17 protein-coding genes are annotated in these 23,727 nt (G+C 62.6%); 8 read left to right on the forward strand and 9 right to left on the reverse strand.

The features are described 5' to 3' along the window. Positions 1–8: 8 nt before the first annotated feature. The 3 genes from J7E24_RS11250 to J7E24_RS18015 all read right to left on the reverse strand — a co-directional run bounded on the left by J7E24_RS11250 (position 9) and on the right by J7E24_RS18015 (position 3,247). On the reverse strand, positions 9–1,163 hold the full coding sequence (locus J7E24_RS11250) for a zinc-dependent alcohol dehydrogenase (RefSeq protein ID WP_215138146.1): 1,155 nt from the start codon (positions 1,161–1,163) through the stop codon (positions 9–11). A 324-nt stretch (positions 1,164–1,487) separates the two neighbouring features. Beyond that, entirely contained in the window at positions 1,488–2,780 is a 1,293-nt protein-coding gene (gene fahA / locus J7E24_RS11255; RefSeq protein WP_215138148.1) for a fumarylacetoacetase, read from the reverse strand. Positions 2,781–2,875: 95 nt separating this feature from the next. Beyond that, positions 2,876–3,247 carry a DUF2809 domain-containing protein gene (locus tag J7E24_RS18015; protein ID WP_215138323.1) on the reverse strand — a complete coding sequence of 124 codons (372 nt, stop codon included), beginning with the start codon at positions 3,245–3,247 and terminating at the stop codon, positions 2,876–2,878. Positions 3,248–3,449: 202 nt separating this feature from the next. Between J7E24_RS18015 and J7E24_RS11265 the strand changes: the two genes are divergently transcribed. Both J7E24_RS11265 and mgrA read left to right on the forward strand, forming a co-directional pair. Then, positions 3,450–4,223 carry an oxygenase MpaB family protein gene (locus J7E24_RS11265; protein ID WP_215138150.1) on the forward strand — a complete coding sequence of 258 codons (774 nt, stop codon included), beginning with the start codon at positions 3,450–3,452 and terminating at the stop codon, positions 4,221–4,223. Positions 4,224–4,357: 134 nt separating this feature from the next. Further along, complete coding sequence (mgrA, locus tag J7E24_RS11270; RefSeq protein ID WP_215138152.1) at positions 4,358–5,350, forward strand: L-glyceraldehyde 3-phosphate reductase; 993 nt, start codon at positions 4,358–4,360, stop codon at positions 5,348–5,350. 102 nt (positions 5,351–5,452) lie between these two features. Here mgrA and J7E24_RS11275 read toward each other — a convergent pair whose 3' ends face one another. Further along, positions 5,453–7,225: a S41 family peptidase gene (locus tag J7E24_RS11275; RefSeq protein ID WP_215138154.1), complete on the reverse strand. Its 1,773-nt coding sequence runs from the start codon at positions 7,223–7,225 to the stop codon at positions 5,453–5,455. 157 nt (positions 7,226–7,382) lie between these two features. Between J7E24_RS11275 and J7E24_RS11280 the strand changes: the two genes are divergently transcribed. Continuing rightward, positions 7,383–9,827, forward strand: a complete 2,445-nt coding sequence (locus J7E24_RS11280) for a zinc-dependent metalloprotease (protein ID WP_317195651.1) — start codon at positions 7,383–7,385, stop codon at positions 9,825–9,827. Positions 9,828–10,023: 196 nt separating this feature from the next. Here the strand turns inward: J7E24_RS11280 and J7E24_RS11285 are convergent, their stop codons facing one another. The 4 genes from J7E24_RS11285 to J7E24_RS11300 all read right to left on the reverse strand — a co-directional run bounded on the left by J7E24_RS11285 (position 10,024) and on the right by J7E24_RS11300 (position 16,960). Then, positions 10,024–11,502, reverse strand: a complete 1,479-nt coding sequence (locus tag J7E24_RS11285) for an efflux transporter outer membrane subunit (RefSeq protein ID WP_215138164.1) — start codon at positions 11,500–11,502, stop codon at positions 10,024–10,026. 162 nt (positions 11,503–11,664) lie between these two features. Then, positions 11,665–14,838 carry an efflux RND transporter permease subunit gene (locus tag J7E24_RS11290; protein ID WP_215138166.1) on the reverse strand — a complete coding sequence of 1,058 codons (3,174 nt, stop codon included), beginning with the start codon at positions 14,836–14,838 and terminating at the stop codon, positions 11,665–11,667. A 144-nt stretch (positions 14,839–14,982) separates the two neighbouring features. Beyond that, entirely contained in the window at positions 14,983–16,125 is a 1,143-nt protein-coding gene (locus tag J7E24_RS11295) for an efflux RND transporter periplasmic adaptor subunit (protein ID WP_215138168.1), read from the reverse strand. 460 nt (positions 16,126–16,585) lie between these two features. Further along, positions 16,586–16,960, reverse strand: coding sequence for an immunity 51 family protein (locus J7E24_RS11300; protein WP_215138170.1), 375 nt, complete (start codon positions 16,958–16,960; stop codon positions 16,586–16,588). A 179-nt stretch (positions 16,961–17,139) separates the two neighbouring features. Between J7E24_RS11300 and J7E24_RS11305 the strand changes: the two genes are divergently transcribed. The 5 genes from J7E24_RS11305 to J7E24_RS11325 all read left to right on the forward strand — a co-directional run bounded on the left by J7E24_RS11305 (position 17,140) and on the right by J7E24_RS11325 (position 21,004). Continuing rightward, positions 17,140–17,490 (forward strand): ArsR/SmtB family transcription factor, encoded by a 351-nt coding sequence (locus tag J7E24_RS11305; protein ID WP_215138172.1) that lies wholly within the window; start codon positions 17,140–17,142, stop codon positions 17,488–17,490. A 156-nt stretch (positions 17,491–17,646) separates the two neighbouring features. Next, on the forward strand, positions 17,647–18,108 hold the full coding sequence (locus J7E24_RS11310) for a DUF6428 family protein (RefSeq protein WP_215138173.1): 462 nt from the start codon (positions 17,647–17,649) through the stop codon (positions 18,106–18,108). Positions 18,109–18,201: 93 nt separating this feature from the next. Further along, the gene (gene arsB / locus J7E24_RS11315; RefSeq protein ID WP_317195652.1) at positions 18,202–19,299 is read left to right on the forward strand and encodes an ACR3 family arsenite efflux transporter; all 1,098 of its coding nucleotides are present in this window, start codon (positions 18,202–18,204) and stop codon (positions 19,297–19,299) included. A 164-nt stretch (positions 19,300–19,463) separates the two neighbouring features. Beyond that, positions 19,464–19,895, forward strand: coding sequence for an arsenate reductase ArsC (locus tag J7E24_RS11320; protein WP_215138175.1), 432 nt, complete (start codon positions 19,464–19,466; stop codon positions 19,893–19,895). Between the two features lie 5 nt (positions 19,896–19,900). Then, positions 19,901–21,004 (forward strand): ArsO family NAD(P)H-dependent flavin-containing monooxygenase, encoded by a 1,104-nt coding sequence (locus tag J7E24_RS11325; protein ID WP_215138177.1) that lies wholly within the window; start codon positions 19,901–19,903, stop codon positions 21,002–21,004. A 180-nt stretch (positions 21,005–21,184) separates the two neighbouring features. Here J7E24_RS11325 and J7E24_RS11330 read toward each other — a convergent pair whose 3' ends face one another. Then, the gene (locus tag J7E24_RS11330; protein ID WP_215138179.1) at positions 21,185–23,629 is read right to left on the reverse strand and encodes a TonB-dependent receptor; all 2,445 of its coding nucleotides are present in this window, start codon (positions 23,627–23,629) and stop codon (positions 21,185–21,187) included. Between the last annotated feature and the right edge of the window lie 98 nt (positions 23,630–23,727).

A 23,727-nucleotide genomic window follows, 5' to 3' on the forward strand; every position in this document is an offset into this window, starting at 1 on the left:
AGGCGAGGTTACTGGGTGACGGTTGGGGGGATGAGCACGGTTTTGATGCAGTTGTCCAGCTTGGCGGAGAACATGCGGTAGCCGTCGGCCACCTCTTCCAGCGGCATGCGGTGCGTAATCAGGCCCTTGGGGTTCAGTACGCCGTTCTGTACGTGGTCAATCAGGCGTGGCAGCAGGCGCTTCACCGACGTTTGGTTGCCCCGAATGGTGAGGCCCTTGTTCATGGCGTTGCCAATGGGCACCAGGTTATCGGTGGGGCCATACACGCCCACAATCGATACCACGCCGCCCTTTTTTACGGCATTAATGGCCCAGTGCAACGCCGTGGCCGAGCCGGCCTGCAACAGCAGCTTGCGGCCCGTGATGGTTTGCATGGTGTTGCCGGCTGCTTCGGCTCCTACGGCGTCAATCACGCAATCGGCTCCCATCCAATCGGTTTCCTTCTTGATGAATACCACCGGGTCGTTCATTTCCTTGAAATTGTAGGCCTCGCAATAAGCATAGTTGCGGGCAAATTCGAGGCGGTAGTCTTCCTGGTCGATGATGATGACGCGGCCCGCGCCAAACAGCCAGGCGCAACGGGCGGCCATGATGCCAATCGGCCCGGCCCCAAACACCACCACCGTGTCGCCGGTCTGGATACCGGCCATTTCGGCGGCCTGGTAGCCGGTTGGTACTACGTCGGTGAGCAGCACAGCATCATCGAGGTCCATATCGGCCGGAATGATAACCGGGCCCACGTTGGCGTAAGGTACGCGGGCGTATTCGGCCTGCCCACCATTGAAGCCGCCGGCCGTGTGCGAGTAGCCGTAAATGCCGCCAACCGCCGAAGCTTCGGTATTCGACTCGTGGCAGTTGCCGAACATGCCCTGCCGGCAGAAGTGGCACTCGCCGCAGGCAATGTTGAAAGGAATAATTACCCGGTCGCCCACTTTTACCTTGGTTACATCGGGGCCGGTTTCCACTATTTCGCCCACAAACTCGTGGCCGAAGGTGGAGCCCACGCGGGTGTCGGGCACGTTGCCGTTGTACAGGTGCAGGTCGGAGCCGCAAATGCAGGTTCTGAGCACCTTCACGATGGCGTCCTGGGGGTGCTGGATTTCCGGCATGGGTTTCTGCACGGCGCGGACCCGCTTGGGGCCCCGGTAGTCCATTGCTAACATAGAAATTTTGGAAAGGATATGGAGGAGTGAAACTGGCAAATACCCGGGTCAGGGGCAAAACGACGGCCGCTCGCAACCCCGGTATTCACCCAATCGTTTACCCCGGGCCCTGCCAGAAGGTTGTTACGGTGGCGCTTGAAAATGCCAGCGAGCAAAAAACAATAAGCCAGCAAACAGCGCGGAGCCGAATCGGTGCTACCGGGTGGTAGACGATTCGGCTCCGTTCTTTTTTTCGCTACGTGTCCTGTGCAGTCAGCAACAACAGGCGTAGCTGGTGCTTAGCGGGCCGTTGGTTTGCGCTACTGCCGCCTTGTGGCAGTGCCGTTAGAAATCCAGGCTGGGTGCCGGCAGTACCTTGCCCGTTACCTCACCGAAACCGATACGGACGCCGTCCTTTTCGGCAAAACCACGCATGGTTACCCGGTCGCCATCCTGCAAAAACTTGCGCTCCGTGCCATCGGCCAGCGGCACGGGGCGGGTGCCCTTCCAGGACAGCTCCAGCATCGAGCCCAGCGAGTCGGGCGTGGTGCCCGAAATGGTGCCCGAGGCGTACAGGTCGCCGATTTGCTGGTTGCAGCCGTTGGAAGCGTGGTGGGTGAGCTGCTGGGCCATGCTCCAGTACATGAGCCCGAAATTGGCATACGAAACGGCCGTTTCGGGCCCGCCGTCGGGCTGGATAGTGACTTCCAGGTTGACGTCAAAGTTGTGGTTGCCGGTCTGGCGCAGGTACAGCAGCGGCTCGGGCTCCTGCACCGGCCCGGGAATGCGGAACGGCTCCAGCGCATCGAGCGTGACCACCCAGGGCGCCACGCTGCTGCCGAAGCTTTTGCCCAGAAACGGCCCCAATGGCACGTACTCCCAGCTCTGAATGTCGCGGGCGCTCCAGTCGTTGAACAGCATCAGCCCGAAAATGTAGTCCTCGGCGCTCTGCACCGACAGCGTGTCGCCGAGCGCGGTGGGGCGGCCCACCACAAAGGCCATTTCCAGCTCAAAATCGAGCTGCTGGCTGGGACCGAAGGTGGGCGCCGCCGCATCGGGGGCCTTGCGCTGGCCGTTGGGCCGCCGGATGTCGGTGCCGCTAACCACAATGGAGCTGGCCCGGCCGTGGTAGCCAATGGGAATATGGCGCCAGTTGGGCAGCAGCGCGTTGTTGGGGTCGCGGAACATGGTGCCCACGTTGGTGGCGTGCTCAATGCTGGAGTAAAAATCGGTGTAGTTCTGAGGCTTGATGGGGCGCAGCATCTGTACGGCATCCTGGCGTAGCAGGCACTCGCGCATGGCTTCGGGCTGGTCGCGCAGGGTGGGGTTGTCGTGGCGCAGCAGCTCGCTTAGGCGTTGGCGCACGGCGCGCCACGCCGGCCGGCCCAAGGCAATAAACTGGTTGAGGCTGCGCCGCCGAAACACCTTGGGCATTTTGGCGCCCAGCTCCAGATCTTCAAAATAACCGAACTGGGCCACGGCGTACAGGTCGAGCACGTACTCGCCGATAGCCACACCCAGCCGCGGGCCCCGCTCGGGCGTTTCGAACACGCCAAACGGCAGGTTTTGAATGGGAAAGTCGCTGGTGGGGGCAATGTCAATCCAGGAGCGCAGGGCGGGGTCGTTGGGGTTGGGCATAGGGCGGAGTGGTTAGTGGATAAGGAGCAAAGGTAGCCTGCCAAAGCCAACAGGCGGCGAATGAGCCGAGAGGCCGGGCAAGCGGGACTGAGCAGCTAAGGACCGGTTGTGCCCCACCGCCAGCACCATTCCAGGCCGCATCCAAGCAGCACCCCCGCGCCGTAACACAGCACATCCGACCAAAGGAAGCCGAACCCCAGTACCAGACCACCCAAAGTGGTAGCGCGGAGAGCGTTAAGCCAGGGAGCCTGATACAGCTGACTGATTTCGACGGCTACGGCCAAACCGAAGGCCCAACGCCCCGCCCGCCCCACCGGCCAGCGGGGCTGCGCCAGGGTCATCAGCCAGAAAACCAGCAGTGCCCAGAGCGTATCGCCGGCGTACGCGGCCAGCCAGGCCGGCAGGGCGGGGGCGTAATGCCGGGAGCCCAGACCCAGCAGCCCCGTGAGCAGGGCTAGCGCCAGCAGCCGGAGCTGGCGAGTAGAAAAGCTAAAGGCGGGGCGTTAAGGCAGCATGGGCGAAAGCATGGCAACAGGAACGGGGTTCAACTCCCGGCAAAGTATACGGCAAAGCTACTGTATGCTTTGTATTCAAAAGTACTTTGATAAATTGCAACTCAATTTAGCTGCCAGCAACCAAATAGAATAGGGGCAGATTTACACTAATGCTATGGAATACTTTGTGCCGCCAGGCTCCGTCGTGCGTACCATTTGGGGCAAGGCCGATACCATCCTATTCATTTTTGCCGGAGCCGCAGCCGAGTTTGCCGTCAACAAGGCCGTCGACTGGCTGTATTTCACCGGCCGCCTGCCCGCCGACCCGCTGGGCCGCCTGTTCTCGACGGTGGAATATGCCCGCCAGATTGTGTTTGCCGAGCAGCACGCCGCCGAACGGGCCATCGACACCATTGTCGCCATCCACGCCGGGGTAGAGGCCCAACGTGGCCAGCGCATACCGGCCTGGGCTTACCGCGACGTGCTGTTCATGCTCATCGACTACTCCATCCGTGCCTACGAAGCCCTAGAGCGCCCCCTGACCGCCGCCGAAAAGCAGGAAGTAGTGGCGGTGTTCGGCCGGGTGGGGCAACGCATGGGTATTCCGGAAGTGCCCCTCACGTATGGGCCCTGGCACGCCGCCCGCCAGCAGCACTTGCGGCAGGACCTGGCCCCCAGCCGCTACACCACCGACCTCTACCGGCAGTACCGCCGCCACCTCGGCCCGGTGCGCTACCGGCTGCTGCGGGCCGCTCAGGGCTTAATCGTGCCGCCGCTCGTGCGCCAGCTGCTGCGCCTGGGCTCCGGTTGGGAGATACGCCGGCTGCTGCCCCTGTACCACCGCACCCAGCACCTGGGCCCAAGCCGGTGGGCCCGTGAAGCTCTGCTGCCCACCGCCTATAAAGCGCAGATTCAGGCGCTGGATGTGGTGCCGGCAGTGGCCGCGTAGGAATTGCCAGGAGCTTCGCCATAACTGGCGGGCTGCGCCGTTGGTTGCATACCTGAAGTATTTGCCAGCCAGGAGTGCTAGACTACCGAAAGCGGTTTGTTCGGATATTTACGGCCGTACTAGCCACCACTCTCATGCACTACCTCCCCAGCCCCGCCCGCTACGCCGCCATGCCCTACCGCCGCTGTGGCCGCAGCGGCCTAAAACTGCCGGCCGTCTCGCTCGGTCTCTGGCACAACTTCGGCGACGTGGACGTGCTTGAAAACTTCCGCGCCATCCTGCACCGCGCCTTCGACTCGGGCATCACGCACTTCGATCTGGCCAACAATTACGGCCCGCCGCCCGGCTCCGCCGAAACCAACTTCGGCCGCATTTTGAAGGAAGAGTTCCGGGGCTACCGCGACGAGCTGGTGGTTTCGACCAAGGCGGGCTACGACATGTGGCCCGGCCCCTACGGCGAGTGGGGCTCGCGCAAGTACCTGCTTTCCAGCCTCGATCAGAGCCTGAAACGGATGCGCCTGGAGTACGTCGACATCTTCTACTCACACCGTTTCGACCCCGACACGCCGCTGGAAGAAACGATGGGTGCGCTGGCCCAGGCCGTGCGCCAGGGTAAGGCCCTGTACGTGGGCATCAGCAACTACGAGCCGGCCGAAGCTGCCGAGGCCATCCGGCTGCTGCGCGAGCTGGGCACGCCCTGCCTGATTCATCAGCCCAAATACTCCATGTTCGAGCGCAGCCCCGAAAACGGCCTGCTCGACTTGCTGGGCCGCGAGGGCGTGGGCAGCATTGCTTACTCGCCGTTGGCCCAGGGCCTGCTCACGGGCAAGTACCTGCAGGGCATTCCTGCCGACTCGAGGGTAGCTAAGGGCGTGGGTTTCCTCACCGAAGGCAACCTTACCAAAGAGCGCCTGACGCAGATTAAGAATCTGAACGAGCTGGCCCAGGAGCGAGGCCAGAGCCTGGCCCAAATGGCCCTGGCCTGGGTGCTGCGCGACGAGCGGGTAACGTCGGTGCTCATCGGGGCCAGCCGCCCCGCCCAGCTCGACGACTCGCTGCGCTGTTTGGAGAACTTGGCGTTTAGTACGGGGGAGTTAGGGCGGATTGAGGAGATAGTGGGGGAGTAAGTTTCCTCGTAGCGGCTTAAGAAGGGATGCGTGGAGGTTAAAAGAAACAATTCTTGTTACTTCAGCGCATTCCTCTGTAAGACTATGTGGGAAAGATGATTACTATTTACTCCGAAGCCACTGTACGGCCCGTTCCAGCGCCGCATCCTGCTCGCGCGCCAGCTGCTGCCGGGTAGGCTTCACCAGAATATCAGGAGCCAGCCCACGGCCCTGGTATACCTCGCCCGTAGGCCTAACGCAGCGGCCGGTAAAACTCAGCTTATAAGTGCGGCCGATTGTAGCGAAGTTCATTTCGCCGTTGGTGCCGCCGGTGGGTTGGCCCAGCAGCAATCCGAGGCCGTTGTTGCGCACTATGGCGGCTACCGTTTCGCCGTAGCTGTAGGTATCAGGGCCGGTCAGGAATATCTTGGGCATAGCCAGCAGCGGTAGCTGGGGTATTTTGGGCGTATTTTCCCGAAATCGAAATACGGCATGACGAAAGTTGGGCTGCCGCAATTGCGGCGTGGCCGTACTGATGAAAAGCAGCGGTTCGGCTGAGAAGTGAGGTAAAATGCGCGATAATTCGTAGTGAGGTCGGCGGCGCAGATCAACTACCAAGCCCCGGGCCGCCTGTAGCTGCGGCAGCGCCCGTTGGAAATCCTTGTAGCGCAGGCGGGCCGCATCAAGGTACACAAGGCCTCCCGCCAACTCCCGCACTGGTGGCAGTTCGTGGTAGCTGCTGCCGCGTAATTGCCGGAACGTCCAGCGGTAGGTGCGAAACTGGCCCGTGGAATCCTGAAAGGTGAAAGCAGCTGCCCGGTACGTGGCACCCAGTTTCGACACGAGTTGCTGAGCCGCCAACTGGCGGGCTACAGCAGGCGAGGTGGCCGGAAGTATGAGGCGTATTGAGTCTAACAGCCGGCCTATGGACTGGCTGTTCAGGTGGGTCAAGACCGCCCCAGGAGCCACGAACGGCCGCAGTTCAGCGGGTACCTGGCGCACCACTACCGCGCTGTCTGCCAACTCCAGTTGCAAGGCGTACGGGGGCGGGCTGATGTGCAGACCAGTAAGGGTGCTGGGCACGAAGTTGATGTGGCGGTCAGGCAGGTGGGCCAGCATCCGGTGGATGGCAGTCATTAGTGCGGTTTCAGAAGTGGCGCGGGCAGCTTGTGGCAGGGCCACGGTCAGCGCATCGGTCCACCCGGCGCTATGGAGCACGATGCGGTAGGGGTAGAAATGGCGGATGATGTTCCAGGTGAGGATGGTTGTGGCCATCCGCTGCTCCGGGGTGTCAGCCCGCAACCGCCGTCTCCGCCGGCCCGGCTGGTAATGCAGCCGCTGCTGGTGCTGAGTTTCTGTGAGTATCAGCGGTAGCGTCAAGCTCACCGAATCGGTGAGGAGCTCGGTGTATTGCGGCTGTCCGACCGGAAAGGCTCCTGCCACTTCCGCTGCTGAAGCGGCCCGAATCCGGCTCTCGTAGCGTAAGCCGCCCAAGCGCATAATTCCCGTTGTCAAGCCTAAACCAGCCTTGTCAAGCCCCAAGCCGTGGTGTTCCCAGAAGTGGCCGGCGGTAACCCTTGATGGATCGGCTGGGGCGGGTGTGGTCGGTGAAATTGTGAAAGTGGCTTTGGGAGCCAGCGGCCGTAGCAGGCTGTCGAGGGTGGCAGCCAGCAACTGGTCGGTACGGGCGCGGCGCACGGCCGGAATGGCGCGGGTAAGCACCGTTTCCCAGCTTACGCGGGCCGTGTGGCGGTTGGGGTAGAAGTACTTGAGGTCGCCCACCGCCCGGGCCAGCGCCGTAAGGTTACGGCTTTCACGGGCCGTTAGGGAGTCGGGTAGGGCGGGGCTGGCGGCGCAGTGGCCGGCTAGCAGCAGTGGGAGGAGTAGGGCGGTCAATGAAATAGACAAGTGGATGACCCTGACAGGAGTCCGACGGCTGGTTGGAAGTTGCAGCTGCGGCCGCAAACCGAAGCGCAACCAAAGCCACCGGGCGGGTACTGGGTTTCCCGTGCTACCTTACCGCCGCTTGCCACCTCCCAAACCCTTCCTGCCCGTGACCAAATTCTACGCATTGCTGCTGAGCCTGCTGCTGCTCGCAGCCCACGGCCTGAAGGCCCAGACGCTGGCTGAAAAAACGAAAGGCCTGCAGAAATTTGAGGGCTTTTTCCCCTTCTACTGGGATGAGAAGACCGGCCGGATTCTGCTCGAAATCGACAAGCTCGACCAGGAAATTCTTTACGTCAGCAGCCTGCCCCACGGCGTGGGTTCCAATGATTTGGGCCTGGACCGGGGCCAGATCGGGCAGACGCGCATCGTGAAATTTGTGCGCAGCGGCCCCAAAATTCTGCTGCTCCAGCCCAACTATGACTACCGCGCCGTGAGCCCCAACCCCGACGAGCGTAAGTCGGTGGAACAGGCCTTCGCGCGCTCTGTTATCTGGGGCTTCAAGGCCGAAGCCCGGGAGGGCAACCGGGTGCTGGTGGACCTGACGCCCTTTCTGCTGCGCGACTCCCACCAGCTCGGCGACAAGCTGGAAGAGCTCAAGCAGGGCAGCTATAAGGCCGAGGAAAGCCGCTCGGCCGTGTTCCTGCCCAACACCAAGGGCTTCCCGCAGAATGTGGAGTTTGAGGCGATGGTCACGCTGACAGGTAAGGCCAAGGGCCGCGAAATCAGCTCCGTCACGCCCGACCCGAGTGCCCTAACGGTGCATCTGCACCACTCCTTTATTCAGCTGCCCGACGCCAACTACCAGCCCCGCGCCTTCGACCCCCGCGCCGGCTACTATGCCAACGAATTCGCCGACTACGCCACCCCGATCAACCAGCCGCTGATGCAGCGCCAGCTGGTGCGCCACCGCCTGCGCAAGCAGAGCCCCGCAGCGGCCGTGAGCGAGGCCGTAAAGCCCATCGTGTACTACCTCGACCGGGGCGCGCCCGAGCCCGTGCGCTCGGCCCTGCTCGAAGGGGCCGCGTGGTGGAATCAGGCCTTCGAGGCGGCGGGCTACCGCAATGCTTTCCAGGTGAAGCTGCTGCCCGAAGAAGCCGACCCCATGGACATCCGCTACAACGTCATTCAGTGGGTGCACCGCTCCACCCGGGGCTGGTCGTACGGGGCGAGCATCGTAGACCCGCGTACCGGCGAAATCATCAAGGGGCAGGTGTCGCTCGGCTCGTTGCGGGTGCGCCAGGACTACCTGATTGCCGAGGGGCTGCTGCAACCCTACGGGGATGACGGGCAGCCCACCAACCCGGCCATGCTGCAAATGGCTGTGGCCCGCCTGCGCCAGCTGGCCGCCCACGAGGTGGGCCACACGCTGGGCCTCTACCACAACTACGCCGCCAGCCCCCAGGAGCGGGCCTCGGTGATGGATTACCCCATGCCCCGCATCCTGCTGCGCCCCGATGGCAGCATTGATTTAAGCCAGGCCTACGCCACCGGCATTGGCAGCTGGGACAAGCGCGCCATACTCTACGGCTACCAGGATTTTGGGTCGGTGGACGCCGAAAAAGCGGCCCTGCCCGCCATTATGCGCCAGACGCTGGCCGACGGTTTTGCCTTCATGGCCGACGCCGATGCCCGCGCCGCCGGTGGCGCCCACCCCACGGCCCACCTCTGGGATGATGGCACCAACGCCACCGACGAGTTGAACCGCCTGATGGATGTGCGCGGCCAACTGCTGGCCCGCTTCTCCGAAAAAGCTCTGGCCCCGGGCCAGCCCATGGCGCTGCTCGAAGAAGTGCTGGTGCCCATTTACCTGCTGCAGCGCTACCAGGTTGAGGCGGCGGCCAAGCAGGTGGGCGGCCTCTACTACACCTACGCCCTCAAAGGCGACGGCCAAACCATCACCAAACTAGTGCCGCCATCCGAGCAGATGAGAGCCGTGGAGGCTTTGCTGCGCACGATTTCGCCCCGCGAACTGGCGCTGTCGGAGGAACTGCTGGCCAAGATTCCGCCCCGGCCCGTGAACTACGGCCGCTCCCGCGAAACCTTTCCGAGCCGCACCGGCCTCACCTTCGATGCGCTGGGCGCGGCCGAGTCGGCGGCGGCTACTACGCTGGAGTTTCTGCTGCACCCCCAACGGGCGGCCCGCCTGGAAGACTACCACGCCCGCCACCCCGAGCAGCCTGGCCTGAGCGCCGTGCTCGACAAGCTGCTGACCGCTACCTGGGGCGCCCGCCCCGAAACCGGCCCGGCGGGCCAGCTGCAGCGCCTCGTGCAGCAGCTCACACTTCGGCAGCTGCTCACGCTGGCTGCCACCCCCACGGCCCCAACGGGTGTGCGGGCCATGGTGATGTTGAAAGTTGAGGAACTGAAAAATCAGCTTCAAAAAATCCAGAAGTCAGCTAAAAACCAGAGCCAGAGGGCCACCGCGCTGCTGGCGTTGCGCACCATAGCCCAGTTTGAAGAAAACCCCGGCAAGTTTGAGCCCGCGCCCGCCCTGCCCATGCCCATGCCCGACGGTGCCCCCATCGGCTCCGACGACTGCGGGGTGTGGTAGGGTCGTTTTCTTCGTTGTTCTGGCGGGCGCCTCACCCCTTAGCCCCCTCTCCGAAAAAGGAGAGGGGGATTAGCCTGTAGTTTTCTAGCGCTAGAGCAACTATCACTGAGCTAAAAATCCAGCATCTAGTTCTCTCTCTCCTTTTTCGGAGAGGGGGCTAGGGGGTGAGGCGGACGTGAGGTGCAACGCCCTAGCCTTACTGCCCCACCGGCGTCCAGCCGCCGCCCAGGGCCCGGTACAGGTCGATGAGGAGCAGGAACTGCTGGCGGCGGGTGTTGGTGAGCTCCAGCTCGGCTTCAAGCACATTGCGCTGGGCGCTGATGACTTCGAGGTAGGTGGCGTAGTTGGCCTTGAACAGGTCGTCGGAGATGCTCACGGCCTGCTGAAGCGCTTCTACCTGCTGCTGTTGCAGCTCGAATACGCGCTGGTAATTCTCGATGCCGCGCAGGTTGGTGGTTACTTCCTCAAAACCTACCTGAACGGCCTTTTGGTAGCTGCTGTAGGCAATCTGCTGCTGGGCTACTGAGCGGCGGTAGTCGGCCTGCAGCTCGGCGCGGTTGAAAAGCGGAGCCGAGAGGCCCGCCAGCAGCCCGTAGGCCAGCGAGCCGGGCGTGGTGAACAGGACAGAGGCGCGGTAGGCGTTCAGGCCCACGTAGGGCGTGAGGCGCAGCGAGGGCAGAAAGGCGGCCCGGGCCGCCGATACGTCGGCGCGGGTGGCTACCAGCTCCAGCTCGGCCTGGCGCACATCGGGGCGGCGCAGCAGGGTGGTGGCAGGCAGGCCGGTTGCCAGGCTACTGGGCAGGGGTTGCGCCAGAAGTGGCAGGGTGCGGGCAATAGGGCGGGGGTAGCGGCCGAGCAGGCGGTTGAGCGTGTTTTCGGTGGCGGCAATACGCTGGCGGGTTTCGGCCTCCAGGGCGCGGGTGCGCAGCAGCTGGGCCCGGAACTGCTGCACGGCCAGCTCGTTGGCCCGGCCGGCCCGCTTGAGCGTGCCCACAATGTCGAGGGCGCGCTCCTGCAGCTGTTGGTTTTTGCTGAGTACCAGCAGCTCGTTGTCGTAGCTGAGCAGGGTGAAATACTGGCGGGCCACCTCGGCTACCAGCTGCGTTTGCACCAGGTGGCGGCCCCGCTCGGTGGCCAGCAGGCGCAGGTAGGCCGCCTGCCGACGCTGGCGCAGCTTGCCCCACAAGTCAATTTCCCACGACGAGCGTAGGCCCACAAAAAAGTCGGGCGTTGGCGTCGGAATCCGTTGCTTACCCTCGATGTTGGGCGAAAGGTTGGTGTCGTAGTTGCCGATGCCGTTAAGCGTGTAGTCGCCGAAACGCTCCACGCCGGCACTAACGACTCCATCTACCTGGGGCAGCAATGCCCCGCGCCGCACCCGCAAATCGGCCCGCGCAATTTCAATGCGTTGCAGTGTAATGCGCAAGTCGGGGTTGGCTTGCAGTGCCGTATCAATCAGGGCCACGAGGTTGGAGTCGGCGAACAGCTCGCGCCAGGGCTGGCGGGCAAACGAGGCCGAGTCGGTTGCAGCCGAATCGGCTGCCGGGGGTAGCGGGAAGGCCAGCGGCACGGCTGCGGTGCGGGGCAGGGCGTCGGGCGCGGCTACCCGGCAACCTGTGGCCGCCAGCGAGGCAACCGTGAGAAAGGAAAGAACGGAACGGGAAAAGCGGGGCATGGATTCGGTATTTAGCCGTTAGCTATCAGCTGATAGCGGTTAGCTTCAGTTCAGGTGGAAAACAGTGGTTCTGTTTGGAACATCACCCTGAAATCCGGCTGTAAGTAGGGAGTGGTTGAAAAAGTTAACAGCTAAATAGCTGCTGGCTAACAGCTCAGAAAATTAGGCCAGTACGGCCGGCTCCGGCTCAGCCACCTTTTCGCTCACCGGCTTGGCGGGCTTGTTCTTCTTCCTGCCCCCGCCCGAAAACAGCACGTACAAACCCGGAATGAGGATAACGCCGAACAGGGTGCCGATGAGCATGCCACCGGCCGCGGCCGTGCCAATGGAGCGGTTGCCCAGCGCGCCCGCGCCGGTGGCAATGGTAAGCGGAATCAGGCCGGCCACGAAGGCGAAGCTGGTCATCAGGATGGGGCGCAGGCGGGCGTAAGCTCCTTCCACGGCCGCCTCCAGGGCCGAGAGGCCTTCCTTGCGCTTGAGCACCGCGAATTCGATGATGAGAATGGCGTTCTTACCCAGCAAACCAATCAGCATCACTAGCGAAACCTGGGCGTAGATGTTGTTTTCGAGGCCCAGCAGCTTCAGGGCCAGGAAGGCGCCGAAGATGCCGGTGGGCAGGCTCAGTAGTACCGGCAGCGGCAGTAGGAAGCTTTCGTATTGGGCCGCCAGCAGCAGATACACAAAAATGAGGACGATGCCGAACACGTACAGCGCTTGGTTGCCGCTCAGAATCTGCTCGCGCGTCATGCCGCTCCACTGGTAGGTGTAGCCGCGGGGCAGCTCGGTGGCGGCCACTTTCTCGATGGTTGAAATCACGTCGCCCGATGAGTAGCCGGAGGCCGCATCGCCATTGATCATGGCCGAGGTGTACATGTTGTAGCGCGTGAGCTGCTCGGGGCCGTACACCCGCTCCAGCCGCACGAACGAGGAATAGGGCACCATCTCGTTGCGGTCGTTTTTAACGTACAGTTTCAGTACGTCCTCGGGCTTGGTGCGGAAGCTGGGGTCGGCCTGCACCATCACCTTGTACATCTGGCCGAAGCGGATGAAGTTGGAGGCGTAAAACGAGCCCATCAGCGTCTGGAGCGTGCTCATCGCCTTATCCACGGTCACGCCCTTTTTGGCGGCCTGGTCCTGGTCCACATGAATCAGGTACTGCGGGAAGCTGGCGTCGAAGCCGGTGAAGGCCGAGCCGATGGCCGGCGACTGGCGCAGGGCGGCCACGAACTCCTGGCTGACTTTGGCCGTCTGCTGCAGGTCGCCGCGGCCGGTGCGGTCCAAGAGGCGCAGCTCGAAGCCGGCCGAGTTGCCGAAGCCGGGCACGGTGGGCGGCGGGAAGAACTGGATATCGGCGTCGTTGATGTCCTTGGTTTTCTCGTTGAGCTCGGCAATCAGCTCGTTTACCGACTGCTTGCGGTCTTTCCAGGTTTTGAGGTTGATCATGGCCATGCCGTAGCTGGAGCCGGCCACCTCGTTCATCAAACTGTAGCCGGCCAGCGTCGACACCGACTCGACGGGGCCGAGGCCCGCAGCTACTTCCTCAATCTTATCCAGTACCCGCTCGGTGCGCTCCACAGTGGCACCGGGTGGGGTGGTTACGTTCACGTAAATCATGCCCTGGTCTTCGGTCGGGATGAAGCCCGAGGGCAGCACCGACTGTACGCCCCAGGTAGCCAGGCAAAAGCCAATGAGCAGGCCTACGGTGATGACGCGGCGGTTGGCCACGTAGCGCACCAGCCGCTGGTAGCCCTGGGCCAGATTCTCGTAGCGGCGGTTGAAACCGGCGAAGAAACGGTTAATGAGGCCCTTTTTGGCCTCCTCGCCCTCGGCCATCGGCTTGAGCATGAGCGCGCACAAGGCCGGCGTCAACGTCAGCGCGTTCACGCCCGAAATCACAATGGCAATGGCCAGCGTGAGCGAAAACTGGCGGTAAAACACGCCCACCGGACCATCCATGAACGACACCGGAATAAACACGGCCGACATCACGAGGGTAATGGCCACGATGGCCCCCCCGATTTCGCTCATGGCTTCCAAGGTGGCATCCATAGCCGAGAGGTGCTTTTCGTGCATTTTGGCGTGCACGGCCTCCACCACCACAATGGCGTTATCGACCACAATACCGATGGCCAGCACCAGCGCAAACAGCGTGAGCAGGTTGATGCTGAAGCCCAGCAGTTGCATGAAAAACAGCGTACCCACCAGCGCCACCGGCACGGCCAGGGCCGGAATCAGCGTCGAGCGCCAGTCCTGCAGAAACAGGTATACCACGATAAACACCAGCACAAAGGCCTCCAGCAGCGTGATAAGTACGGCGTTAATGCTGGCGTCGAGGAAGCGCGACACGTCGTAAGCTACGTTGTAGGTCATGCCGGGCGGGAAGCTGGTGCCTTTTAGCTCGGCCATGCGCGTTTTCACGTTGGCAATTACCTCCGAGGCGTTGGAGCCGGGGCGCTGCTTAAGCATGATGGCGGCCGAGGGCCGGCCGTCAATCTTGGAGGTCATGCCGTAGTTGAGCACATCGAACTTGACTTCGGCCACGTCTTTGAGGCGCAGCACCGAGCCGTCGGGGTTGGCCCGCAGCACCACGTTTTCGTACTGCTTGGGCTCGAACATTTTGCCCGTATAGCGCAGCACGTACTGCAACACCTGGGCCTGCGAGCCCGAGCTTTCGCCCGAGCGGCCGGGGGCCGCCTCCACGTTCTGGGCCCGGATGGCGTCCACCACCTCGTCGGCCGACACGTTGTAGGCCACCATGCGGTCGGGTTGCAGCCACACCCGCATCGAGTACTCGCGCGAGCCCATAATTTCGGCGAAGCCCACGCCATCAATGCGCTTGAGTTCCTGCAGCACGTTGATGTCGGCGAAGTTATAGATGAACTTCTCGCCCACCTTGGGGTCGTCGCTCATGATGTTGAGGTAGAGCAGCATGCTGTTCACCTCCTTCTCGGTGGCTACGCCGGCCTTGATAACTTCTTCGGGCAGCTCGTCGATTACCGTCTGCACCCGGTTCTGCACGTTCACGGCGGCCAGGTCGGGGTCGGTGCCCACCTCAAAAAACACGGTAATCAGCGTCGTGCCGCTGTTCGAGTTCACCGACTGAATGTAGGTCATGCCCGGCACACCGTTGATGGCCCGCTCCAGCGGCGTAGCCACGGCCTTGGCCAGCACCTCCGAGTTGGCGCCGGTGTACTTGGCCGTCACCGTCACCGAGGGCGGCACGATGTCGGGGAACTGGGTGATGGGCAGCGTAAACAGCGCCAGCCCGCCCAGCAGGGTAATAAACAGCGAAATAACCAGCGACAAAACCGGCCGGCGAATGAAGAGTGCGAGCATTAAGGTTAGGTATTAGGGCTTAGGGGCTTAGGGCTTAGTAGTGAGACATGAGAAGTGAGACATGAGTAGTGAGAGGAGAACGTCATTCAGAGCGGAGCGAAGAATGACGTTCTCCTCTCACTACTCATGTCTCACTTCTCTCCTCTACCGGTTCAGCGCCTGCTTCATGGTAATCAGGCGGGGTTTGATAACGGCGCCGTCGCGCAGCTCCTGGATGCCTTCGTACACCACTTTGTCGCCGGGTTGGAGGCCGGATTTCACCACGTAAAAGTCGGAGAGGCGCGCCTCGGGCTCGAAAGCCTGCTGGCTTACTTTGCCGCCTTTGCCCAGCAGGTACACGTAGTTCTTGTCCTGCACCTCAAACACCGATTTCTGGGGCACCAGCACGGCGTCTTTCACGGTGTTGGTGAGCAGTACCTTGCCCGTAGCACCATGGCGCAGCAGAAACTTCGGGTTTTCGAAGCGGGCCCGGAAAGCAATGGAGCCGGTGTTGGGCGCAAACTGCGACTCAACGGTTTCTACCTTGCCCTGCACCGGGTAAGTGCTGCCATCGGCCAGAATGAGCGTGGCCACGTTGGTAGCGCGGGCCGAGTCCTGGCGGCGGGTTTTCACGTACTCCAGGTACTCGGCCTCCGACACGTTGAAATAGGCGAAGATGTCGCGGGCGTCGGAGAGAGACGTGAGCAGGGTGCCGTCCTCAATTACGCTGCCTTTCTTAAGCGGAATGCGGTTGATAACGCCATCAAACGGCGCTTTTACCAGCGTGTACGACAGGTCGAGGCTGGCCTGGGCCTGGGCCGAAAGCTGCTGCTGCACGGCGGCCTGGGCGGCATTCAGCTTGGCACGGGCCACATCGAGCTCGGTTTTGGAGATGATGTTTTTGCTTACCAGCAGTTGCACGCGCTCCACTTCCAGCTGGGCCACCCGGGCATCGGCGCGGGCACTGCCCAGGGCCGCCTTGGCCTGGCTGACGCGGCTGCGGTACTCGGTATCGTTGAGGCGGAAAAGCGGCTGACCCCTGCGCACGGTCTGGCCCTCGTCCACGTAAATTTCTTCCAGAAAACCTTCCACCCGGCCCCGGATTTCGACGTTGCGCACGGCCTGAATATCGGCTACGTAGGCGTGGGTGAGCACCGTGTCGCGGGCATTAAGGGCTGTTACCAGAATTTCGGGCAGCGTGTCTTTTTTGGGCGTATCGGCCTGGGTGTCGGCCCCGCAACCAGTCAGCGAAGCGGCGCAAATTGGCAGCAGCAACCAACGGAAACGGGAGAGCAGGGGCAAGGGCATTGGGCGGTAGTTGGAGACGAAAGAAGTGCGTCGGAAGGCAGCCCGACGGCACAAAAGTCGGTTTACTGGATTAGGGTCAGGTTAAGGCTACATTAAAAAGCGTTAATGCCTCCTGCACCCGCCCCTGCGGCTCCGGCACTCAATCCTGCCCCGGCAAATAGCGCCGCGCCCACTCTTGCGGCCCACTACCGAAACCGGAGTATGCGTCTGTAGGGACAGGCGCAACAGTGCTGATTATCAGATTATAAGAGGAATAGTCGCTATTCGTCAGCAAGGCCCCGGCACCTGGTTGGCCAACGTGGCCCGCACCAGCCCGCGCCGGGCATACCTACCCGGCCGGAACCAAGCCGGAAGCCAAAATGTGCCGCCGGACTGGCAGCGGATTAAAATTCATTTCAGGAAGCCGTAAGCCCGCCAAGGCTCCTGCCGAGGCTTGCCCGCCGGACCGGACTGAGGGGCGCTACTCGAAAAAATCGGTGGGGTCGGCCTGGGCCAGATACTTGCTTAGCGCACCCAAATCGGCAAACACAGGCTGCACCAATGCCAGCAGCCGCGCCGTGGCGGCCGGCCCGTCGGTATAGGCCCGAAAAATCTCGCCCGCACCGGCCAGTTCCACATGGTCGAGCAGTTCGGGGTCGTGCTCCTCCAGTATGGTTTCGATGTGCTCGGCCCAGCTGGCCCCGCCGCCGCCAAAGCCGTAGCGCTCAAACACCACGTAGTACTCGTCCATCTCCGAAAGGTCGACCAGCAGGCGCTGCTGCCGCTCAGGCGTCCTCAGTTCCGACGGAACCTCGGTGAGCAGGAAGGGGTGGGTGTCGGGGGACGTTGTGGGCATAGGGCCGCAAGGTACGGCAGGATGGCGGGCTATGTGTTAGGCCGCAGCGCAGGTTTTAAGGGCCAGAAACCATGAGGTCTTTTTGACGCAGTGGAAACCTGCGCAAAGAAAAACAGTCGTGTCGTAAACATACGGCATAAAATGTCGTATGTTTACGACATAGTTACTTGGTTCTCCTTATGACATACGCCAAAACCGCCGCCTTCACCGCCGAGCAGCAGCAGCTGGCCCGGTTGGCCAAAGCCCTGGCCCATCCGGCGCGAGTGGCCATCATCCAGCTACTGGCCAGCAAGCACACCTGCATTTCGGGCGATATTGCCGCCGAGCTGCCACTCTCGCGCACCACCGTTTTCCAGCACCTGCAGGAGCTTAAGGCCCTGGACCTGATTCGTGGTGAAATCGACGGGCTCACGGTCTGCTACTGCCTCAATACCGAGCTGCTGCTCCAGGTACAGCAGCAGTTCACCGTTTTCTTCGCGGCTGCCACTACCGGCGCGGCCTGCGGCCCGAACGATGGTTGCGCGTGCTAACAGAGCGTCATTCTGAGCGCAGCGAAGAATCTCACGTGCAGTGGTAACCCACTGATTAGAAATGTGCTCCAACGAGTTCAAGCGTCATTCTGCGTTGCGCTCTGAATGACGTTCCTTCAACTATTCAACCCACTCTTTTTCCTAATTCATTCAATCATGAATATTTCTGACATGAAGCAGGCCCTGATGGGGCTCAGCGCCGTGAATTTCCGCCTGCCCACCGGCGAATACCTGCCCCCGCATTTCCACGTTACCGAAGTAGGCCTGGTCAGCAAGCACTTCATTGATTGCGGCGGGGTGGAGCGTCGCGAAACGGTGGCCAACTTCCAGCTCTGGGAGGCCGGCGACTACGACCACCGGCTGGCTCCCCAGAAGTTCCTGCACATCCTCAATCTGTCGGACAAGATTCTGGGCAGCGAGGAGTTAGCCATCGAAGTGGAGTACCAGCAGGCCACCATCGGCAAGTTCGGCCTCACCTTCGACGGCACCGATTTTGTGCTTACGGCCAAGCAAACCGCCTGCCTGGCCCAGGACGCCTGCGGCATCCCCGACGCTCAGCAAATAGCCCTGCCGCAGCTGCAAATGGCGGCCTGCACGCCCGGCGGCGGGTGCTGCTAAGCCTTGGCATACCCGCTGTAATGGCCCATCGCGTCGCTACAGGGGGTAAATGGCCGTCGATACCGCTTTAAGTTCTTCTTTCTCCCTGTCTTCTTGACTTCGCACCCATCCATCCCGGCCGCCCCGGCCTCCGCTGTGCTGGCTGAAAAAAAGCTTTCGGGCCTCGACCGGGGCCTCACGCTCTGGATATTGCTGGCCATGCTGTTGGGCGTGGGCCTGGGCTACTTGGTGCCCGGCTTCAACGACGCGGTGAACTACTTTTCGGTGGGCACCGTGAACGTGCCACTGGCCATTGGGCTAATACTGATGATGTACCCGCCGCTGGCCAAAGTCAAGTACGAGCAGTTGCCCATGGTATTTCGCAACACGCGCATTATCGGGCTCTCGTTGGTGCTCAACTGGGTGGTGGGGCCGCTGCTCATGTTTGGGCTGGCCATTTGGCTGCTGCCCGACAAACCCGAGTACATGATGGGCCTGATTCTTATCGGTATTGCCCGCTGCATTGCCATGGTGCTGGTGTGGAACGATTTGGCCGACGGCAGCCGCGAGTACGCGGCCGGGTTGGTGACGCTTAATTCCCTGTTTCAGGTGCTGTTTTATGCGGTGCTGGCTTGGCTGTTTATCACGGTGCTGCCGCCGTATTTCGGGCTGAAAGGCTACATCGTCAATATCGGCATCTGGGATATTGCCCAGAGCGTGCTGGTTTACCTGGGCATCCCGTTTGCGGCCGGGTTCCTGTCGCGTCTGGTGCTGCGCCGGCTTAAGGGCGACGCCTGGTACGAGCAGGTGTACCTCCCGGCCATCAGCCCGATAACGCTGGTGGCGCTGCTGCTGACGATTGTGGTCATGTTCAGCCTCAAAGGCGAAACCATTGTGCAGGTGCCGCTCGATGTGCTGCGTATTGCCCTGCCGCTGGCGCTGTACTTCGGCATCATGTTCGTGCTCAGCTTCGCGGCCGGTAAGTGGCTGGGGGCCGATTATGCCGAAAATGCCAGCATTGCCTTCACCGCCACCGGCAACAACTTCGAGCTGGCCATTGCCGTGGCTATCGGGGTGTTCGGGCTGAACTCGGGCCAGGCGTTTGCCGGCGTTATCGGTCCGCTGATTGAAGTGCCGGCCCTGATTGCGCTGGTGAATGTGGCTTTCTGGTTTCGCCGCCGTTGGTACGGCGGCAAAACGGCAGCGGCATAAGCTGCTGCCTCTGGGTTTACGCAGAACGGCTGTAGCACGAAGCTCCAGCTTCGCGCACCATTGAACGGCCGCGTTTGGCAATCAGCAACGGCACGCGAAGCCGGAGCTTCGCTATCCTTCGATTCGCGCTCCAAATTCTCACTTCTTATCGCTCATTTCTGATTATGGAAAGCAAGAAAAACGTGCTGGTGCTCTGTACCGGCAACTCCTGCCGCAGCCAGCTGTTGCACGGCTACCTCGAACAACTATTGGGCGAACGGGCCGCCGTGTACAGCGCCGGCGTGGAAGTGCACGGCCTTAACCCCCGCGCCGTGCGCGTGATGGCCGAGGACGGCCTGGACATCAGCCACCACACCAGCAACCACTTAGACGAGTACGCGGCCGTGCCCTTCGATTACGTGCTGACTGTGTGCGACCATGCCCAGGAAGTGTGCCCGGTGTTCCCGTCTACGGCCCAGAAACGCCACCACAACTTCCCCGACCCCGCCAAAGCTACCGGCACCGAAGAAGAAATCAGCCAGCAGTTTCGCCAGGTGCGCGACCAGGTAAAGGCCTACGCCCACGATTTCGCCCGGACCGAATTCTCCATTACCTGACGCCTATGGCTGCCGTTACCGCTGATTTTAGTATTGATGTGCTCGTCATCGGGGCCGGCCAGAGCGGGCTGGCGGTGGGCTACTACTTGCGGCGGGCGGGGCTGAACTTCGTGCTGCTCGACGACCAGCCAGCTCCCGGCGGGGCCTGGTTGCACGGCTGGAACTCGCTCCGGCTGTTCTCGCCGGCCGATGCCAGCTCCCTGCCCGGCTGGCTTATGCCCCGCCCATCCGCCGCCGACAGTAGCTTCCCCACCCGCGACGCGGTGCTTGACTACCTCACCCGCTACGAGCAACGCTACGAACTGCCGGTGCGCCGGCCCGTGCGCGTGGCCGCCGTGCGCCTGGCGGCGGCGGGCCGTGTAGGCGGGTTTGTGGTGGAAACCGACTCTAGTACCTATCAGGCGAGGGTCGTGGTATGCGCAACGGGCAGTTGGCGCAACCCCTTTGTGCCAACCTACCCCGGCCAGGCTAGTTTTGGCGGCGTGCAGCTGCATTCGGGCCGGTACCAGCAGGCGGCCCCGTTTGCCGGGCAACGGGTGCTGGTGGTGGGCGGCGGCAACTCCGGGGCCCAGGTACTGGCCGAAGTTTCGCAAGTAGCTCGCACCACTTGGATTACTCAGCAAGAACCCCGCTTTCTGCCCGATGACGTGGATGGCCGGGTGCTTTTCACCCAGGCCACCCAGCGCTACCACGCCCAGGCCGGCGAAGCGGCGGCCCCGCCGCCCACGCTCGGCGACATCGTGATGGTGCCGCCCGTGAAGGAAGCCCGCAACCGGGGCGCGCTGGGCAGTGTGCGGCCATTCGGGCGGTTCACGCCCACGGGTGTGGTGTGGGCCGACGGGCGCGAGCAGGCCGTAGACGCGGTTATCTGGTGCACCGGTTTCCGGCCCGCACTGGCGTTTCTGGCCGCCCTGGGCATACTGCAGCCCAACGGCCAAGTGGCTACCACGGGCACCCGCGCCACCACCGTGCCCGGTCTGTGGCTGGTGGGCTATGGCACCTGGACGGGTTTTGCGTCGGCCACGCTCATCGGCGTAGGCCGCTCGGCCCGCACTGCCGTGGATGAAATCAAGGAGTTCCTAGCCCTCCGCCAAGCGTCGACTAAATAGGCCAGTCGGTGTCTTTGGGCCGGATTCTGGAAGTGAGTCTATTGAGAAAGCACAAGGCGGTCATGCTAAGCTTGCCGAAGCATCTCTACCGCTTCGTTGAATAACTGCTACGAAGCGGTAGAGATGCTTCGGCAAGCTCAGCATGACCGCCTTGTGCTTTCGACCTTTGAAACAGCTTCTCTAAAACTCCACGATAAAGCCAATGGTGGGCAGTACGGTGGTGCCGGTGTTATCAAGCAGCACCGGAATACCATTGCTGCCGTCGGGGCGCAGGGGCTGGCCGTCGGCAGACACGAACTCGCTGTTGTCGGGCGTGCGCTGGAAGACGTAGCTGGGGGTGGCCGGCGACTTCAGGGCCAGCGCGTTCTGCACATCCACGTAGAAATCGAAGGTGAGGCGGCGCAGGTTTATTTTCTTGTCGAGCCGGAAATCGAGCTGCTGGAAGGTGCCCAGGCGTTGGGTGTTCAGGCGGCCATAGTCGAGCACGCCCTGGCCCACAGTGAGGTAGTTGGCCCGGGAGGCGGCGTTGTCGAAGGGCGTGTAGGGCGCGCCGCCCGCCAGCCGGTACTTCAAACCCAGCTCCCAGCCCCGCCCAAATTTGCGGCCCAGCAGCGCCGAGGCCAGGTGGCGGGTGTCCCAGGCCGAGGGCTTGTAGCGGCCATCGGCCCCGGTAAACTCGCTGTTGAACAGCGTGTAGGAGGCCACCGCGTAGAGGTTGCGGGTGAGCTGCTGCTGAAAAAACAGCTCGCCCCCGAAGGCCCGGCCCCGGCCGGTGCTCGTCACGGCCTCGTTGCCCAGGGCGATAAAGTCGCCGCCCAGGTTGGCCAGCGAGATGCCGTCGCGCACGTTTACCGGGTAGTGGTCGTACTGCTTCCAGAAACCTTCCAAAGTGAGGCGGCGGCTGGGGCCGGGCAGAAACTCCAGGCCCGCCACGTAGTGCGTGCTGCCAATATAGCGGTTGGATTGGTTCACTAGCCGGCCGGCGTTGTCGCGGAAGCCGAGCAAGGTGGAGGGCGGAATTTTGTAGTAGCGGCCCACGCTGGCGTTCAGGTTCCAGCGCGGCGTGAGGGCGTAGGTGGCCGAAATACGGGGCGAAACGGTGCGCAGCAAATTGGCCCCGCCGTCGGTGAAGCTGTTGCCATCGGTGCGCACCCCGGCCGAGAGCGTGAGCCGGTCGGCCGCCAAGAACGAGCGGGTGAGCTGGGCAAAGGCGCCGAAACGGGCGAAGTCGAGGCTGGAGTTGAAATTGACCGTAACGGCTGGCTGCTGCTCGGTGCCATCGGGGGCCAGCACGGCCTGGCGCAGGCGGTTGAAAAAGCGGTTGTCGTAGTGAATCAACTGGCCCACGGCCCCGTAGGCGTAGCGCCAGCGGCCGGCGCTGCGGTTCACATCAAGGCGCAGCTTGTTCTCGGTTTCACCCGAGCGGGTCAGCAGCACCCGCTTGCTTTCATCGCCCCGGTTGGCCGAGCCGCCCTCAAAAAAATCGACCTGATTGCTTAGCTGAGTGCGGCTGAGGGCCAGGTTGAGGTAGCCCCGCGGCAGCAGCTGGCGCAAACTCAAACCCACAGTGTAGTTCCATTGGTCAATGGTGGGCGTGTTGCGGATGATGTAGGCCTTCTCGGGCGTGGTGGAGCGCGGTACGGCCACCTCGAAATGGTCGAGGGCGCCCAGCCCCAGGGCGGTGAGGGTGGTTTTGGGGCCCAGCTTCGAAGTTATTTTGAACTGCGAATCCCAGTAGTCGGGGCGGATGGGCAGGTCAATCAGCTTGAACAACACCTGCAGGTAGGAGCGGCGCACGGAGGCCAGAAACGTGGTGTTGGGCGCCAGCGGGCCTTCCAGGGTGCCCGCCACCTCGGTGCCGCTCAGCCGGATGTTGCCCTGCACCCGGTCGGGGTTGCCCTCGCGCTGCCGGAACTGCAGCACGCTGCTGAGCACGTTGTCGTAGCGGGCCTCGAAGGCCGAGGTGCTCAGTGTCACCTCGTCGATAAAGCTCACGTTGAGCATGCCGGCCGGCCCGCCGGCGCTGCCCTGGGTTTGGAAATGGTTGATAACCGGCACCTCAATGCCGTCGAGGTAGTACACGTTTTCGTTGGGCGCCCCGCCCCGGATGATGATATCGTTGCGGAAGCCGGCGGTGCCGCCCGTGCCGCCGCCGCCCACGCCGGGCAGCACCTGCACCACCTTCGAAATATCGAAGTTGCCGCCCGGGTTGCTCTTGATTTCCTGGGCGCTCAGCCGCTGCACGCTCAGCGGCGTTTCGGCCGTCGCCACCCGAATGGCCCGGCTGGCCACTACGTTCACCTCGCCCAGCTGCTGCTGGCCGGACACCAGCTCCAGGCCCACAATGTTGGCGTTGCCGCTGGTGATAACCACGTTGGCGCGCAGCAGCGGCTCGTAGCCGATAAACGAAGCCCGCACGTTGTAGCTGCCGGTCGGAATATTGGCCAGCCGGAAACGGCCCTGCTCATCAGCAGCCGTGCCCAGGCTACTGCCTTCCAGCGTAACCGTGGCGCCCGGCACCGGCTGCTGGGTGGCCCGGTCGCGCACCGTGCCGCTGAGCACGCCTGTCTGGGCCCAGCTGATGAGCGGCAGCAGCCACAGCAGCAAAATGGAGAGAAAGCGCATAAGTAGTTGAATTTCAGGGATAAAAGGTAGGACAGCCTTAGTGCGAAGCTGAAGCTTAGCGCTACGGCTGTCCTACCTCAGCTCTGTAATTAACCCAA

Origin of the sequence: Hymenobacter sp. ISL-91 (assembly GCF_018613725.1) — a bacterium.
Classification (GTDB): domain Bacteria; phylum Bacteroidota; class Bacteroidia; order Cytophagales; family Hymenobacteraceae; genus Hymenobacter.

Bases quoted from the DNA above. Each gene is read 5' to 3' on its own strand.
- J7E24_RS11310 (WP_215138173.1), top strand. From the start codon at position 17,647: ATGAATATTTCTGACATGAAGCAGGCCCTGATGGGGCTCAGCGCCGTG.
- J7E24_RS11290 (WP_215138166.1), bottom strand. From the start codon at position 14,838: ATGCTCGCACTCTTCATTCGCCGGCCGGTTTTGTCGCTGGTTATTTCG.
- J7E24_RS11320 (WP_215138175.1), top strand. From the start codon at position 19,464: ATGGAAAGCAAGAAAAACGTGCTGGTGCTCTGTACCGGCAACTCCTGC.
- J7E24_RS11265 (WP_215138150.1), top strand. From the start codon at position 3,450: ATGGAATACTTTGTGCCGCCAGGCTCCGTCGTGCGTACCATTTGGGGC.
- J7E24_RS11285 (WP_215138164.1), bottom strand. From the start codon at position 11,502: ATGCCCCGCTTTTCCCGTTCCGTTCTTTCCTTTCTCACGGTTGCCTCG.
- J7E24_RS11250 (WP_215138146.1), bottom strand. From the start codon at position 1,163: ATGTTAGCAATGGACTACCGGGGCCCCAAGCGGGTCCGCGCCGTGCAG.
- J7E24_RS11295 (WP_215138168.1), bottom strand. From the start codon at position 16,125: ATGCCCTTGCCCCTGCTCTCCCGTTTCCGTTGGTTGCTGCTGCCAATT.
- J7E24_RS11330 (WP_215138179.1), bottom strand. From the start codon at position 23,629: ATGCGCTTTCTCTCCATTTTGCTGCTGTGGCTGCTGCCGCTCATCAGC.
- mgrA (WP_215138152.1), top strand. From the start codon at position 4,358: ATGCACTACCTCCCCAGCCCCGCCCGCTACGCCGCCATGCCCTACCGC.
- J7E24_RS11325 (WP_215138177.1), top strand. From the start codon at position 19,901: ATGGCTGCCGTTACCGCTGATTTTAGTATTGATGTGCTCGTCATCGGG.
- J7E24_RS11300 (WP_215138170.1), bottom strand. From the start codon at position 16,960: ATGCCCACAACGTCCCCCGACACCCACCCCTTCCTGCTCACCGAGGTT.
- J7E24_RS11305 (WP_215138172.1), top strand. From the start codon at position 17,140: ATGACATACGCCAAAACCGCCGCCTTCACCGCCGAGCAGCAGCAGCTG.
- fahA (WP_215138148.1), bottom strand. From the start codon at position 2,780: ATGCCCAACCCCAACGACCCCGCCCTGCGCTCCTGGATTGACATTGCC.